This is a genomic window from Candidatus Ryanbacteria bacterium CG10_big_fil_rev_8_21_14_0_10_43_42 (assembly GCA_002793915.1).
GTDB lineage: Bacteria > Patescibacteriota > Minisyncoccia > Ryanbacterales > 2-02-FULL-48-12 > 1-14-0-10-43-42.
On the sequence record PFEF01000010.1, the window covers coordinates 15,390 to 29,531 of the forward strand.

Consider the following 14,142-nt stretch of genomic DNA (forward strand, 5'->3'; position numbering starts at 1 on the left):
TTGGTCCTGCCGGCCCTGAAGGAGAAGTTGGTCCTGAGGGTCCTAAGGGTGACGCCGGTCCTAAAGGCGACAAAGGCGACACTGGTCCTACTGGCCCTAAAGGCGACAAAGGTGATAAGGGCGACGCCGGTAAGGGTGAAAAAGGCGATGCCGGTCCTAAAGGCGACAAAGGTGATATTGGCCCCAAGGGTGATAAGGGTGACGTCGGTCCCAAGGGTGACAAAGGTGATGCCGGTCCTTCCGGCAAAGATGGTCATGACGGCAAAGATGGTAAAAATGGCAAAAACGGTAAGAATGGTCTGAATGGCAAAAACGGAAAGGACGGTAAGAATGGTCTGAACGGCAAAGATGGCAAGGTTGGTCCTGCTGGTCAGCCCGGAAAAAACGGCAAGGACGGTAAAAATGGTAAAGACGGCAAGGACGGTGTATGTTCTTGCAATGATAAGTCTTTAGCTGAATCGTATGGTATCCTCACTCTGCAAGAGCAAGTGGATCTTCTTAGGGAGAGGATAGCAGAACTGGAATTATGGAGTAAGTAAGCGTTAGATTCGCATATGGGTGTCCCGTAACAAGGACACCTTTTTATTTTGCCTTACAGAAAGATATCCTCATAGAGTATTTCCTTTCATGGACCGAACGTACTACAGTGGTTATATACGTGCGTTGATTATTGATCATTTTTTATTTACAAAGACCGAAAGGCAAAATGGTGGTGGTGGCGGGTTACCAAACCGCATAGTCATCGCATAAAGAGTAACATTGTTGCTTTGTAGATTTTGGCATTTAAAAATGATATTTTTGATACGATATAAAAGATTACATATGCGGGAATAAGCGTACCTTATTATACAATAACATGTTATGGTATGAGTTTTAAAAAATATATTGTTGCCGGAGTTTTTGTTTTAGTTGGAGGAATGTCTGCATTTGTTTTGCCCGCATACGGACAAACAGGACCGTCCTCTTCATTGGATGATGTACGGGCCGCCATTCAATCTTTGCTTGCGGAAATAAGCACGTTGCAGGATCAGATTGATGAACTTCATGAAAATACCGAATTATCGAACGTTGAAAAGCGCGAGGCGATATATGAATTTAAAAAACAATTACAGGAAGGCATGCAGAATGAGGAGGTTCGCAAACTTCAGATAGTATTGGCGGAGTATCCCGATATTTATCCGAAAGGGCTGGTAACGGGATACTTTGGATCGCTTACTAAAAAAGCTGTTCTTGAATTTCAGAAAAAATATGGCATAGAGCAGGCCGGTGAAGTTGGGCCAAAAACTCGCGCAAAAATCAGGGAACTCTTAACGCTACGGATAAAAGAGAAAAAAACCATTCCGGAAGCTCTATCGGTTACTGCAGTACCGGAGGAGGAAATGGCAGTAGAAGAAAACATTGCTTCGGTTCTTCAAGAGGCGGTACCTTCTTTCGAAGATATGTATTTTACCGATACCTTCGATCGTTCGGATGCAATTGATTTGGGAAATGGCTGGACGGATATTTATGGCGGTTTGTCTATCGTATCTCATCATGTGGAACATGTGCCGGCGAAAAAAGAATTTATGGCGATACAGCTTGGCATAACGGGAGAAACCGAAGAGGTATCTGCCGAATTTACATCGTTTCATAATGCGTCCAAGCCGCGATTTGGTGTTGTGCTTCGATATCAGGATAGTAATAACTACTATTTCGTATACCGTCAGATGAATACGTCCCGGGATCTTTTTCGTATTGCCCGAAAGGTTAATGGAAAGTTAAGGATAATGAAAAGCGTTTTCGGTGATTCACAGCCTGAAGGACTGCCTTTTACGTTAACGGGTACGGTGGAGGGTACGCGTATAACTCTCCTTATTGATGGTGTAGAGATGCTTTCTTATGACGATGATCAATTTTCGGACGGCGCCGTGGGAATATATATGTACGCGCAAGGACGTGTTAATCAAGCGGATAATGTTGCAGTCGTTGTAGCGGGTGGGGGAATTACAGTACCGACAAATACGCCTCCCGCCGCCAATGCCGGTTCTGATCAGGCAGTATTTCTTGGTGATGTGGTAAGTTTTGACGCTTCCGCAAGTAACGATCCGGACAATGATGCGCTTACATACAAATGGGATTTTGGAGACGGACAAATGGATACGGGTGTACGCGCAGATCATGTTTACCAGTCAGTCGGTAAGTATACGGTAACGTTAACGGTGTCTGACGGGCAGGCGGAAGATAGTGATACGGCGACGGTGGGTGTTGAGAAAAAGAATATTCCGGCAGTAATATTCCAGGGATTTGGAGCTAATACGCGGGGAGGATCGGAAGGAAGTATTGTCAGAGTTACCAATCTGAATGATTCCGGACCGGGATCATTGCGCGAGGCTCTTTCAGGGGGAAATCGGACGGTAGTGTTTGATGTTGCGGGTGATATTAATCTTAACGATTTTATATATGTGGAAGGGTCTTTTGTAACTATCGACGGATTAAGTGCTCCGGCTCCGGGCATTACGTTATTAAACAAGGGGCTGGTAATTCGGGGAAATCGGGGAGCTCATGATGTGATTGTGCAGGGTATTCGGATTAAAAATTCTTCTATTGATGGTATTCAGATCGCATACGGGGCGTATAATGTAGTGATTGATCATGTATCGATTTATAATTCGCAGGATGGAAATATAGACATTACGGGAGATGAGAGAGATGCGTCTGTTTCCACTCATGACGTTACCGTTTCTTACAGTATTTTGGCCGGAGATAGATTAACAGCGGCAAGTCATAAAAATATGCTTATTAAATACAATGCATCAAGAGTAACTCTTCATCATAATTTGTTTATTGATTCCAATCAGAGAAATCCCCAAGCTCACAATGACGACTTCGGAGTACGGGCAGAAGAGACAACGTTGGATATGCGTAATAATATCGTTTGGGGATGGGGTCCGGGATACGGTAGTCTTGCGTGGTACGGTGCTAACGCCAATTTTGTGAATAATTATTTCAGTTCGCCTAATAGCTCTTTGTCGGATCAAAAGGAGGCGCTTGGCGTGTGTCCGTATAATTGTGCCAGCAGTTTGCCGGTAGAAGCACTGGCGTATGGTTATACCAGTGGAAATATGAGCGGAGATCCGATTGCCATTAATCTCAATACCATAGGAAATGTTAGTGCGCCATTCAGTGCACCTGCCGTTGATACGCAAGATGTATGTACGGCGGCGCGGGGGATTTTGGATGGAGCGGGCGCGCGGTTGTTGGACGTACTTAATATGAAGCATGTTGCTTCGGTGATATTAAACGGATGTTAAACAGCGAGAATGCGCTAACGGAAAGATGATGTACTATGTGTATATAATTGAATGTATGGACGGAAGTCTTTATACCGGGTTTACTACGGATCCGGCACGTCGCTTTAAAGAACATGAAGCGGGAATGGGAAGTAAATATACCGGAGTACACAGACCTCGCAAACTTGTACACACCGAATCATTTTCTACGCGCAGTCTTGCCATGAAGCGTGAAGCAGAAATTAAATCATGGCCGCGGGGAAAGAAAGTAGCATTAATTATGACACATTAAATATATGAAATCTTTGCGGTATAACATGCTCTCTATGGCGGTCTTTGCCGGAATAATATTTCCCGGGGGTGTTTTTGCGGCAGATGTTTTTGAGATATCGGGATGGATTCCGTATTGGCGATCAGAACAGGGCGTTGAAAACATTCTTCCCAACCTGGGAACCGTGACGGAGGTAAATCCTTTTATGTACGGTGTACGTGAAGACGGAACATTGCGTGCAGAATCTTCCCTGGAAAAACCGGAATGGGTACGGCTTAAGGAAGAAGTGCAAAAACAGCAGGTATATTTTGTGCCGACTATTCTTTGGAGCGATGCGGATGCGATTCATGCAACATTGAGCGACAGTGGAAATCGTGCAAAGCATATTGCAGGTATTATGGCGGAGGTGTCGCAATATGGTCTGGATGGTATTGATATCGACTACGAAAGAAAGTATGCTTCCACGCGACCATATTTTTCTTTGTTTTTAAAGGAACTTAATGAAGCGCTCGGAACAAAAATGCTTCAATGTACCATAGAAGCGCGGACACCGCTGGAGGACCGGTATTCATCTCCGGAATCCATCCCGCCGGATATTGAATATGCTAATGAATACAGTGATATCAACCGATATTGCGATCGCGTGCGTATTATGGCGTATGATCAGGGGCGTATTGATCTTACCTTAAACAAAAAAAGCGCCGGACCTTACATACCTGTTGCGGATACGGCGTGGGCGGAAAAGGTAATACGTCTTGCGCTTAAGGATATTTCGGCCGACAAGATGGTGTTGGGTATTCCCACATACGGCTATGAATATAATATGGTTTTTAATGCGGAAACCAACGGCATATCTTATGAACGCGTGACATCATTTAATCCCGCTTATGCGCAAGAACTTTCGGAGAAACTAAACAAAACGCCGATACGTAATTCCGCCGGCGAGTTATTTATTTTGTATACGACAGCGGAACTGCCGGAAAATAAAGGCGCGCTTTCGCCCGCCCGCGTGCGCATTCTTTCATGGGGAGATGCTAAAACGGCACAAATGAAAATCGATCTTGCGGAAAAATTAGGCATTCGCGGAGTTGCTGTTTTTAAAATAGACGGCGAGCAGGATCCCGGATTGTGGGACGTTCTTAAAAAAGCGAAAGAGAACGTTTCGGTTTCCGCCGAATCGTCATATGAGGCGCTGTTAAGCGGTGCGGATCTTATGTATGGCATGCGAACAGAGCGCGTGCGATTATTACAAATGTTTTTAAATAAGCAGGGATATGCCGTAGCTTCTGTTGGCGGAGGATCCGCAGGAAATGAAACCGTATTTTTTGGACCGGCAACGCGAGCGGCTCTTATTCGATTTCAAAAGGCGCAGGGTATACAGCCGGCAGTGGGGTATTTTGGTCCGATTACGCGAAGTGCCATGAAGGCCTTATAGGGCTTGCTTTTTATATTTTTTGTGATAGAATCTTTGTAGAGGCCATGTGCGGGCGGAGTTTCCTCACCTACCTGGTCCGTTCTCCGCCCGTTTTTTTTAAAGTCCTTGCATGAAAGGGCTTTTCTTTTTGTTTGAAAATAGGTATATAATAGACGTATAACACGCATAAGTATCACATAAATATGAAGACGAAATTGCCGGTTTCTTTTAAGGTCAATATTTTTCCCAAAAATAAGATTGATCTTTTGATATTTTTACTCATTCTTGCAACAGCGGGCGTATTTGGCTTTTTGTATAGGGAAGGAGAAAGAAAAAATGATGAACTTACGCATCAATTACTTGAGCTTCGCGAACAGTACCTGGAAAGCACATTGGAGCATAGCCGTGCGCTTGTATCTCTTGGGGCAAATCTGGAAGAAACGAGATCTGGACAGGAAGTTGTTATATCGAGTCTAAAAAATGATATTCAAACAGAAAAACAAAAAGCGAGTATCATTCAAGCCGAATTGGGAAAGGTGAGTGGTTCCGTTACAACGCTTGAGAAGCTAACCAATACGGATAAAGAGCTTCTACAAAAATATTCCAAGGTTTACTTTTTAAACGAACATTATATACCGGCACGCCTTTCTCTTATACCGGCACCATATACGTTTGATGTGCAGGTACCAAAACGCGAATTTCAAATCCATACAAGTGTATGGCCGCATATGAAGGCTATGATGGATGCCGCGGATGCCGCTATCGGAGAAGATATTCTTATAGCGTCGGCATATCGTTCATTTGGTACGCAGGCGCGGCTTAAATCAAGTTACGTTGTCTCATACGGAGCCAATACGGCGAATCAATTTTCCGCCGATCAGGGATACTCCGAGCATCAACTGGGTACGACAGTCGATTTTACCGTAGGAAATAAGGGGGCGGATATTGATTCATTTGAATCCACGCAAACATTTCGCTGGCTTACGCAAAATGCCCATACATACGGTTTTACTCTTTCCTATGATAAAAATAATTCCTATTATCAGTACGAACCATGGCATTGGCGGTTTGTCGGGATAAAGCTTGCTACCGATCTCTTCACCAAAGGCAAGCATTTTTATGATCTTGAACAGCGTGAAATAGATGCATATCTTGTTTCTATCTTTGATTAATTATTATTTAATCCGATTGTGCGTAGTTGTTTTGAACGATTATATGCACTATAATGACCTTAATTATATAGCACTATGGAAACCATAAAAAAGCATGCTGTTGTTATACTCGCATTTGCCTTACCACTCCTTCTTTTGGCAGGGGTCCTTGTGATGGCATATATGCCTCGCGCGCATGTATCAACGGAATATGATTTTATATATGCTACGTGTGATAATGCCAGTGAATTATATCCGTATGATTGCGGGCTTTATTTGAACAGTCTTTATGTGGTGGAAGATGGAAAGCTTAAGGTGCGTAACGTCGATGTTAACGAACAGATATTAAACGAGAAAAGACCGTTTCCCGTTTCGGATATGCCGTTGGATGGCGAACAGTTATATGTAGCACGTATTTTCTTTCATGATACGGACAAAAATGAGAGTCATGAAATAGCCATCGAAGAAGCGCAAGCATTGACGTTATATGGACTGCTTACGTCTCCCGATGGCGTAACGGTTGATAATGTGTATGATACCGGTCCGAGTTTTTTCCCTTTCTTTGATAATAATTCGCGGTACGGATATTATCTTACGAAAGGAAGCAGGCGAAGTCCGCTTAATATCGTAAATAAAGACGATAGATATTACTATCAGAATAATATTAAGTTTATCGGTTGGATAACGCCATAATGGAAAACCAAGAATTATTGGAGGAATTATCGGCAAAAATTGCTTCCGGCGCAATAGCTCGAGAAGATGTTTTAGCGCATCTCGGTTCCATGCCGGTAAAAGAGCCGGGACCGGAATATGGTTTTTTGAAAGAAGACGGGCATTTTTCTCTTTCAAAAGTATTATATATATTAGGTTCTGCCGTTGTTATATTGGGCATTGTGTTTTTAGTGGGACAGCTCTGGGATGATATCGGTTCTTTAGGGCGTATTCTCGTAACATTTGGTCTGGGAATTATGTTTGCGGGTATCGGCTCGTTTTTATTTGCGTCCAAGCCGGAGAGTCATTTAGGGCAGGTCTTTCATGGTATTGGCGGCATGCTGGTTCCGGGAGGCGCTCTTGTTATGCTTTATGAATTGGGCGGGAAAAACCCTGATATATGGCCGGTTACTTTTACTATCGGCACGGTCTTTTTGTTTTATCTGCTCCTTGCTTCATATCATAAAAACGCCATTCTTACCTTTTTTGCATTTGCAAACGGTACGGCTTTTATGTACCTTCTTTTTGCCGCCATTCTTGATAACACGCTTTATTTTCCGGATGATATATATGCCTATCTGACCATGGTGATAGGGGCGAGTTATCTTTTATTTGGTCAATCGTTTAAGGGTACGTGGAATAGTTACCTTACGGGACCTCTTAATTTTCTGGGGAGTGCGGGATTTTTAGCCGGTGCGTTTTCGCGCGTGTTTGATTCCGTTTTCTGGCAGATAATATTCTTTGCTTTGGCGGCGGGCGCCCTTGTGCTCGCTATTCGGGTACGAAGCCGGAGCATACTTGTGGTAGGTACATTATTCTTGATAGGCCATTTCGGGTATATTACCGGTGAATATTTTGCCGATTCAATTGGTTGGCCGATTTCTCTTGTTATACTTGGTCTTCTTTTTATCGGGCTTGGGTATGTTTCCATTAGCATCAATAAGAAGTATATCGGAACGGCGAAATAGCAGTAAATATATTTCTCAAATATGCCAAAGAAAAAAGGAAACATATATGTTTCCTTCGGTAGACTGTGATTATGTGAGCGAAATAAGCCAGAGGACTACCAGTGTAATAACTCCTAAGAACAATAGAATGCATGAGATGCCTATGTAGGTGTGAAGGTGGTCTATTATAGCTTGTTCCTTTTTAACCATTGTTTTTTTTCTATCTTCGGAGTTCTTACCGTATGACTTTAGTACAAGATCAAACCGTTTTTGGGCGGTACTTTTTAATAGAGAGAACATAATAAGTAATAGAAAGCCCAAAAAGGTACAAGATATTCCGATGACGAGCATATAATTCATAACACCTCCTTTTTCTCAAGTAAGATAAAAGCACACAATATTAAGTATGTCAATTTTCTCTACCGCTCATTTCTAGTATAATGGATGTGTGGTTAGAAACTAATAAAATGGTTATGGAACAAAAACATCCAACAACAGTACCAAATGTAACGCTCAAGACGCGCGTACGGGACGAATCTGTTCCCGGTGATAATCCGTTTCGTTGGCAGGACGTTACTACGGATGAGCTTTTTAAGGGAAAAAAGGTAGTGGTATTTTCGCTTCCGGGTGCGTTTACACCAACCTGTTCATCTACGCATTTGCCCGGATATGAAGCAAAGTACGACGAACTAAAAGCATTGGGAGTTGATGAAGTATATTGCCTAAGCGTGAATGATGCCTTTGTTATGTATCAGTGGGGGAAGCATCAGAATGTGGAAAAGGTAAAACTTATCCCTGATGGTTCCGGTGATTTTACGCGCGGGATGAACATGATGGTTAAGAAAGACAACCTCGGTTTCGGGGAGCGTTCGTGGCGGTACAGCATGTATGTCGATGATGGAAACATTAAAAAAATGTTCATAGAGCCCGGTTTTATGAATGACTGTCCGGACGATCCGTTTGAAGTGAGCGATGCGGATACTATGATTAAATATTTAAAAGAAGAAAAAGGCGCATAATAAAAAAGGAGCCGGTATACCGGCTCCTTTTTTATTGCTATGATTGCCATATGGACGAAGAAACAAAACAAAAGATTGATGCAATCTATGCTTCCGTTGAAAAAACACGAAAGTATTTCCTTTGGACGCTCATTATAAGTCTTGTTTTGTTTGCACTGCCTCTTTTGGGGCTCGTTATCGTTTTACCGCGCGTATTAAGCACGCTTACGGGGGGATTGTTGTAATGTTGATATATTTTTTAAAAGAGCGTATAACGAAAGGAAGAATTCTGAAAAAGGAGGACCAGGTATGCCTAAGTATGTGCTTCGGGATTTTCAGGAATATGCTCGCGGAAAGCTTCCTTCAAATACAAGGGAGTTAAAGTTGGAACACCTTTATTTTCTCGAAAAAATCAATCATATGGCGGTCCTCACATTCGACAATTGCTCTTCGAGTGATCTTCCTGATATAGACAAGACGACACCTCTTTCGGAGGAGGAATGGGCCGCTCTTTGTATGGAGCTAGAAAGTATTATGCAATAAAATGTATGTCACTTCATGTGGCATTTTTTGTGGGCGAGTAATATTTGACGCATTGCATTTTTATTTGTATAGTAGTGATGATTTTAACATCTTAAAAAGGAGAAGATACGACAATGCCTGATATGCAGGAATATGGTATATTTCCGTTTCGTTCCACGGATGCTTATTTTACCAGAAAAGCATTTGAGGAATGTGGTGTCATAACTAACGGTCAAAATCCGTGGGATCCAACAATTAAGGACTCGCGTTTTTACCAGCGAATAAAAAGACACGGATCCGTGGGTTTGGGGGATTCATATATGGAGAACTGGTGGGAGTGCGAAGATATAGCCGGAATGATAAAGCGATTGCTTGCGGGGGACATTCGAAAACACTTTGAGGGATTTCGAATATGGTGCATGTATTATCTGCCACAGCTTATTAATTGGAGTAGATGGCGGCCGTATGAAGTTGCTAATAGGCATTACAGTCTCGGAATAAAACTCTATGAGCTCATGCTGGATAAACGTTTAGTGTATTCGTGCGGATATTGGGAAAACGCGACAACATTGAATGAAGCGCAGGAAGCAAAACTGGATCTCATTTGCCGAAAGCTGGATTTACGGAACGGACAAATATTGCTCGATATCGGCTGTGGCTGGGGATCGCTTATGGCATATGCCGCGGAACGCTATGATGCCATATGTGTAGGTTTGACGGTATCAAAACCGCAAGCTTCCTATATTAATACCATTGCTAAAAGGAATAACCTTAGAATGATAGCGCATGTGGGGGATTGGTCTCATTTCAGTGGCGGACGGTATGACGCCGTTGCTTCCATAGGTATGTTTGAACATGTCGGATGGAGGAATTATAGGAAATTTTTTCGGATCGTATCGGGCATACTTAAGCCCAACGGACGTTTTCTTCTTCACACTATGGGGTCGGCAAAGACATTTCATACCGGGGATCCGTGGGTGCGAAAACGTATTTTTCCCAATAGCTCTCTTGGTTCTCGATGTCAGATTGAAAGAGCAAACGGTAACACCTTCTATATGAAGGATTGGCATACGTTTGATCAGGACTATTATCCGAAAACGCTTCGGACATGGTTTAATCAGTTTTCCGCCAATTGGGATGAAATCAAAAAGGATGGTGGTTATGATGATGCGTTTTATCGCATGTGGGAGTTTTATCTGCTTTCATTCGCCGGGGCGTTTGAGGCGGAGAAAATCCTACTGTGGCAGATCTTATTTTCCAGGGAACAAGGGCATATAGAAGAAGTACGGTAGATTTTTGGCTTGTATAGTGCAAGCTTTACCAAAGGACCATAAGGTCCTTTTTTATTATGGGCATTATCGATATTGGAAAGTGAGACCTCCTAATATTGATAGTAAAATACATATGGTACAATACGATGACTATGAATCAGCAAACGGCGCTTGCCATATTAAAGACGGGACGCAATGTATACCTTACCGGAGCCGCGGGAAGCGGTAAAACGTATGCTCTTAATAGCTATATTACCTACTTAAAAGAGCGTGGCGTGTCCGTTGCGATTACGGCATCCACCGGCATTGCGGCAACACACTTGGGCGGCAGTACCATTCATTCATGGGCGGGTATCGGTATTCGTGATTTTTTAAGTGCACGGGATATTGATGACATAACGCAAAAAGAACATGTTGTAAAGCGCATGCAGAGTGTGCGCGTACTTGTTATAGACGAAGTATCCATGTTGCCGGCGGGTGTTTTGGATATGGTGGATCAGGTATGCAGGGCGGTAAAACGCTCGGATATGCCATTTGGAGGTATGCAGGTGGTTCTTTCGGGAGATTTTTTCCAACTGCCTCCTATTACGCGCGGCAATGAACCGGTACGGTTTGCATACGCATCGGACGCATGGAAGGGTATGAATATTCGCGTATGCTATTTGGGCGAACAATTTCGACAGGATGACGAGACGCTTCTTCGCATATTGCATGAAATACGCGACGGAAAAGTATCGGAGGAATCGCGCGATATACTTATAGAATGCAAAGAACGCACGCTTGATAATGGCATGACGCCCACGCGGCTTTTTACGCATAACGTGGATGTTGACGCACTCAACGATAAAGAGCTTTGTGATCTTTCCGGTTCGGAAAAATCGTATGAAATGAAAACAACCGGACGTGCTCCGCTTGTTGCATCACTGGAAAAAAGCGTATTAGCGCCCCGAACTCTTCGTTTAAAAAAGAACGCGAAAGTCATGTTTGTGAAAAATAATTTTGAGGAAGGATACGTAAATGGAACATTGGGTGTCGTGGAAGATATTCGCGGGGATGTTCCGGTTGTGCGCACATTTAGCGGAAAAAAAATATGGGTACATCCGGCGGAGTGGGCTATTGAAGAGGACGGTAAGATGCGTGCACGGATTGAACAACTGCCAATTCGTCTTGCATGGGCCATTACCATCCATAAAAGCCAGGGGATGAGTATGGATGCCGCGGAAATAGATCTTTCCCGATCATTTGTGGAAGGGCAGGGATATGTTGCGCTTTCACGGCTTCGGTCTTTGCAGGGCCTTATCTTGACGGGACTTAATGCCATGGCATTTCGGGTACATGCGGACGTGGCGCGGGTAGATGCGATTCTTAAAAAAGAATCAAAAAAATGGGAGGAAATGTTTTTGGGATTAAGCGATAGGGAAATATGTGCAATGCAGGATAATTTTATAAAAATATCCGGCGGCACACTCGATTCGAAAGATATTGCGGCGAATAAAGAAAAGGTTTTGGAAGAAAAAAAACCCAAGAAAGAAAAGCAGTCCACATATGAAAAAACCCGTATTCTCATGGAGAAAGGATTATCTCTTTCCGAAATTGCCGGAGAGCGTGGTATGGCAATAGGAACTATTATTACTCACCTGGAGAAATTAAAAGAGAAAAAAGTACCCGTTAATTTTGAGCAATTTAAGCCAAAAGATGAGAGCTTTGAAAAAATTGCCGCGGCATTCGCGGGTGTGGAAGATAATAAGTTGGGTCCGGTTTTTGGTAAACTCCGCGGAAAGTATTCGTATGAGACTATTCGGCTTGCCCGTCTCTTTCTTTAGTAAAACCTCCGTGTTCGGCATATTTCTGCGTTACGGGGCCCCGCTCGTTCCTCCGCCGTATGTTTAAATACGTCTCCGTCACTCGCTTCCCCGTGCCTTGAACTGCACTCAAACACGAAGGTTTTATTAATTTAAACTTTTTGGTAAGTATACCTTGTTTGTAAGTAGGGGATTTTTCGATATATTATGGGTATGAGCAACTTTTTCCAATATCAAACATTCAAAGAATCTGCCATGAACTTATTTGAGCAGATTTTGGTTGGTTTTAATAATGGAGAGTGGGGTTTTCTTTTTCTGTATTTTTTCGTAATTGTACTTTTGTTTGTAATTACTCCTACTGTAGGCGTTATTACTATTGTAAAGTTTTTCCAATCTGGGAAAAAACTTAAAATAGAACCTATTTGGAAAAGTAGAAGTGGAAAACCGATGGTTATATTAAGTGTTTCTAATGTTGGTGCAAAAGGAGTATATCTAGAATATTATGGATTTACAAAATGGAATGGTGAAAAGGTTAAAGAACCAGTTACTCATGTAGAGCTATATAAAAAATTTGAACCAAATGATGCAAGGAAACAATTATCTTTCTATAGTGATATAGAAGGAAAGCCGTTAGAATTGAACATGAATGATATATATTACTTTTACGTTACAACATCTGTTGATGATATTTTTAAGAAATATAACAAACCGCCAATAATTAGAGGTATTGTTTGGTGTTATAAGCGGTTAAAACTTATTCCTTGAAAAGGTAATATAATTACTGTTGAATATAAATATTATGACGATTGCAAACTATAAAAAGGCAGAAAAATATTCTTCTGAGGTACTCAAGGAGAATTTTGTGCTTTCTCCACCAGTTAATATAAAAGAACTTGCTAAAAATTATGGATTGGAAGTAATTGAATTTGATTTTGGAGAAGAGGCAAATAATATATCTGGTTTTATAGATATAGAAAAAAAGAAAATATATGTAAATAGTAACGATTCGGAAAATCGTAAAACATTTACTGTTGCACATGAGTTGGGGCACTGGTTACTTCATAGAGAAAAATTAGATACAAACCCTGATTATGCAATTCTTTATAGACAACCACTTGGTAAAGCAAATAAAGATCCGATAGAAGCTGAAGCAAATTTCTTTGCAGCGACATTACTTGTCCCTAAAGAATTGCTTGATAAGGAAGAAAATAAAGACCCTACTTATCTAGCAGGGCGTTTTAAAGTATCAGAGGAAGTTATTGGGTACAGATTGGAAGATACGAAAAAGAAAATATGAGTGAGTATGATACAGTCAAAAAAATTCTTGAGAACAGAAAAAATCAGGTGCGAATTCAAGGTTTTGAGGAGTTTTTTAAACTTCGTAAAGAATGGGCTAGAGGAATATTGGGACTTTTGTGGGTATTAGTTATATTCCAAATTATTACTACCTACTTAATAGGCTTTGGTAAGGTTGATTTTCAAAATTATAGAGTATTCCTTTATATTGTCATTGGGGAAAGTTTTGGTCAAATTATAGGATTAGCCACCATAATTGTTTGGTTCTTTTTTAAAGGGAAGAGTAATAAAAAATGAAAAAAGATAATACAACGGCAGACAAGGGATTTTTCCACACCCTACTCAATAAAGCAATAGGTGATGTTAAATCCGTTCCAACAACACCTCAAAAATTGGAATGAAAGCGGTGGCGTAATAGGACACAGCGGGATTGGTTGAATTTTGTTGGGGTGTGTATAGTATCCTTCTTTATGTATGAAGGATTTTTTAT

Annotated in this window: 14 protein-coding genes and 1 pseudogene (1 of these 15 cut by a window edge); 14 read left to right on the plus strand and 1 reads right to left on the minus strand. The window is 41.9% G+C overall.

The window, feature by feature from the left end; translation table 11 throughout:
* The 7 genes and pseudogenes from COU90_04225 to COU90_04255 form a co-directional block, all read left to right on the plus strand.
* Nucleotides 1-539: pseudogene (locus COU90_04225) on the plus strand (hypothetical protein) (it extends 127 nt beyond the left edge of the window).
* Nucleotides 540-866: 327 nt separating this feature from the next.
* Complete coding sequence (locus tag COU90_04230; GenBank protein ID PJE64051.1) at nucleotides 867-3,290, plus strand: hypothetical protein; 2,424 nt, start codon at nucleotides 867-869, stop codon at nucleotides 3,288-3,290.
* A 28-nt stretch (nucleotides 3,291-3,318) separates the two neighbouring features.
* Nucleotides 3,319-3,561 (plus strand): endonuclease, encoded by a 243-nt coding sequence (locus COU90_04235; GenBank protein ID PJE64162.1) that lies wholly within the window; start codon nucleotides 3,319-3,321, stop codon nucleotides 3,559-3,561.
* A 4-nt stretch (nucleotides 3,562-3,565) separates the two neighbouring features.
* Nucleotides 3,566-4,975: a hypothetical protein gene (locus COU90_04240; protein ID PJE64052.1), complete on the plus strand. Its 1,410-nt coding sequence runs from the start codon at nucleotides 3,566-3,568 to the stop codon at nucleotides 4,973-4,975.
* A 182-nt stretch (nucleotides 4,976-5,157) separates the two neighbouring features.
* Complete coding sequence (locus COU90_04245; GenBank protein PJE64053.1) at nucleotides 5,158-6,126, plus strand: hypothetical protein; 969 nt, start codon at nucleotides 5,158-5,160, stop codon at nucleotides 6,124-6,126.
* A 75-nt stretch (nucleotides 6,127-6,201) separates the two neighbouring features.
* Nucleotides 6,202-6,798 (plus strand): hypothetical protein, encoded by a 597-nt coding sequence (locus COU90_04250; GenBank protein ID PJE64054.1) that lies wholly within the window; start codon nucleotides 6,202-6,204, stop codon nucleotides 6,796-6,798.
* A complete protein-coding gene (locus COU90_04255) occupies nucleotides 6,798-7,784 on the plus strand; it encodes a hypothetical protein (protein PJE64055.1) in 987 nt (328 codons plus the stop codon). Before COU90_04250 ends, COU90_04255 begins: the two co-directional genes overlap by 1 nt.
* Before the next feature lie 69 nt (nucleotides 7,785-7,853).
* Here COU90_04255 and COU90_04260 read toward each other — a convergent pair whose 3' ends face one another.
* Complete coding sequence (locus COU90_04260; GenBank protein PJE64056.1) at nucleotides 7,854-8,114, minus strand: hypothetical protein; 261 nt, start codon at nucleotides 8,112-8,114, stop codon at nucleotides 7,854-7,856.
* Nucleotides 8,115-8,236: 122 nt separating this feature from the next.
* On the opposite strand from COU90_04260, the gene COU90_04265 reads away from it, so the two are divergent.
* The 7 genes from COU90_04265 to COU90_04295 all read left to right on the plus strand — a co-directional run bounded on the left by COU90_04265 (nucleotide 8,237) and on the right by COU90_04295 (nucleotide 13,949).
* On the plus strand, nucleotides 8,237-8,782 hold the full coding sequence (locus tag COU90_04265; protein PJE64163.1) for a peroxiredoxin: 546 nt from the start codon (nucleotides 8,237-8,239) through the stop codon (nucleotides 8,780-8,782).
* 288 nt (nucleotides 8,783-9,070) lie between these two features.
* A complete protein-coding gene (locus tag COU90_04270; protein ID PJE64057.1) occupies nucleotides 9,071-9,304 on the plus strand; it encodes a hypothetical protein in 234 nt (77 codons plus the stop codon).
* A 113-nt stretch (nucleotides 9,305-9,417) separates the two neighbouring features.
* The gene (locus COU90_04275; GenBank protein PJE64058.1) at nucleotides 9,418-10,575 is read left to right on the plus strand and encodes a cyclopropane-fatty-acyl-phospholipid synthase; all 1,158 of its coding nucleotides are present in this window, start codon (nucleotides 9,418-9,420) and stop codon (nucleotides 10,573-10,575) included.
* A gap of 125 nt (nucleotides 10,576-10,700) precedes the next feature.
* Nucleotides 10,701-12,377, plus strand: coding sequence for a helicase (locus COU90_04280; GenBank protein ID PJE64059.1), 1,677 nt, complete (start codon nucleotides 10,701-10,703; stop codon nucleotides 12,375-12,377).
* A 192-nt stretch (nucleotides 12,378-12,569) separates the two neighbouring features.
* Entirely contained in the window at nucleotides 12,570-13,121 is a 552-nt protein-coding gene (locus COU90_04285; protein PJE64060.1) for a hypothetical protein, read from the plus strand.
* A 34-nt stretch (nucleotides 13,122-13,155) separates the two neighbouring features.
* Nucleotides 13,156-13,653: a hypothetical protein gene (locus COU90_04290; protein ID PJE64061.1), complete on the plus strand. Its 498-nt coding sequence runs from the start codon at nucleotides 13,156-13,158 to the stop codon at nucleotides 13,651-13,653.
* The gene (locus COU90_04295; protein ID PJE64062.1) at nucleotides 13,650-13,949 is read left to right on the plus strand and encodes a hypothetical protein; all 300 of its coding nucleotides are present in this window, start codon (nucleotides 13,650-13,652) and stop codon (nucleotides 13,947-13,949) included. The genes COU90_04290 and COU90_04295 overlap by 4 nt, the downstream gene beginning before the upstream one ends.
* Nucleotides 13,950-14,142: the final 193 nt, after the last annotated feature.

Excerpts from the sequence above, each read along its gene's own strand:
- COU90_04230 (PJE64051.1), top strand. The coding sequence starts at position 867 with ATGAGTTTTAAAAAATATATTGTTGCCGGAGTTTTTGTTTTAGTTGGA.
- COU90_04235 (PJE64162.1), top strand. The coding sequence starts at position 3,319 with ATGTACTATGTGTATATAATTGAATGTATGGACGGAAGTCTTTATACC.
- COU90_04240 (PJE64052.1), top strand. The coding sequence starts at position 3,566 with ATGAAATCTTTGCGGTATAACATGCTCTCTATGGCGGTCTTTGCCGGA.
- COU90_04245 (PJE64053.1), top strand. The coding sequence starts at position 5,158 with ATGAAGACGAAATTGCCGGTTTCTTTTAAGGTCAATATTTTTCCCAAA.
- COU90_04250 (PJE64054.1), top strand. The coding sequence starts at position 6,202 with ATGGAAACCATAAAAAAGCATGCTGTTGTTATACTCGCATTTGCCTTA.
- COU90_04255 (PJE64055.1), top strand. The coding sequence starts at position 6,798 with ATGGAAAACCAAGAATTATTGGAGGAATTATCGGCAAAAATTGCTTCC.
- COU90_04260 (PJE64056.1), bottom strand. The coding sequence starts at position 8,114 with ATGCTCGTCATCGGAATATCTTGTACCTTTTTGGGCTTTCTATTACTT.
- COU90_04265 (PJE64163.1), top strand. The coding sequence starts at position 8,237 with ATGGAACAAAAACATCCAACAACAGTACCAAATGTAACGCTCAAGACG.
- COU90_04270 (PJE64057.1), top strand. The coding sequence starts at position 9,071 with ATGCCTAAGTATGTGCTTCGGGATTTTCAGGAATATGCTCGCGGAAAG.
- COU90_04275 (PJE64058.1), top strand. The coding sequence starts at position 9,418 with ATGCCTGATATGCAGGAATATGGTATATTTCCGTTTCGTTCCACGGAT.
- COU90_04280 (PJE64059.1), top strand. The coding sequence starts at position 10,701 with ATGACTATGAATCAGCAAACGGCGCTTGCCATATTAAAGACGGGACGC.
- COU90_04285 (PJE64060.1), top strand. The coding sequence starts at position 12,570 with ATGAGCAACTTTTTCCAATATCAAACATTCAAAGAATCTGCCATGAAC.
- COU90_04290 (PJE64061.1), top strand. The coding sequence starts at position 13,156 with ATGACGATTGCAAACTATAAAAAGGCAGAAAAATATTCTTCTGAGGTA.
- COU90_04295 (PJE64062.1), top strand. The coding sequence starts at position 13,650 with ATGAGTGAGTATGATACAGTCAAAAAAATTCTTGAGAACAGAAAAAAT.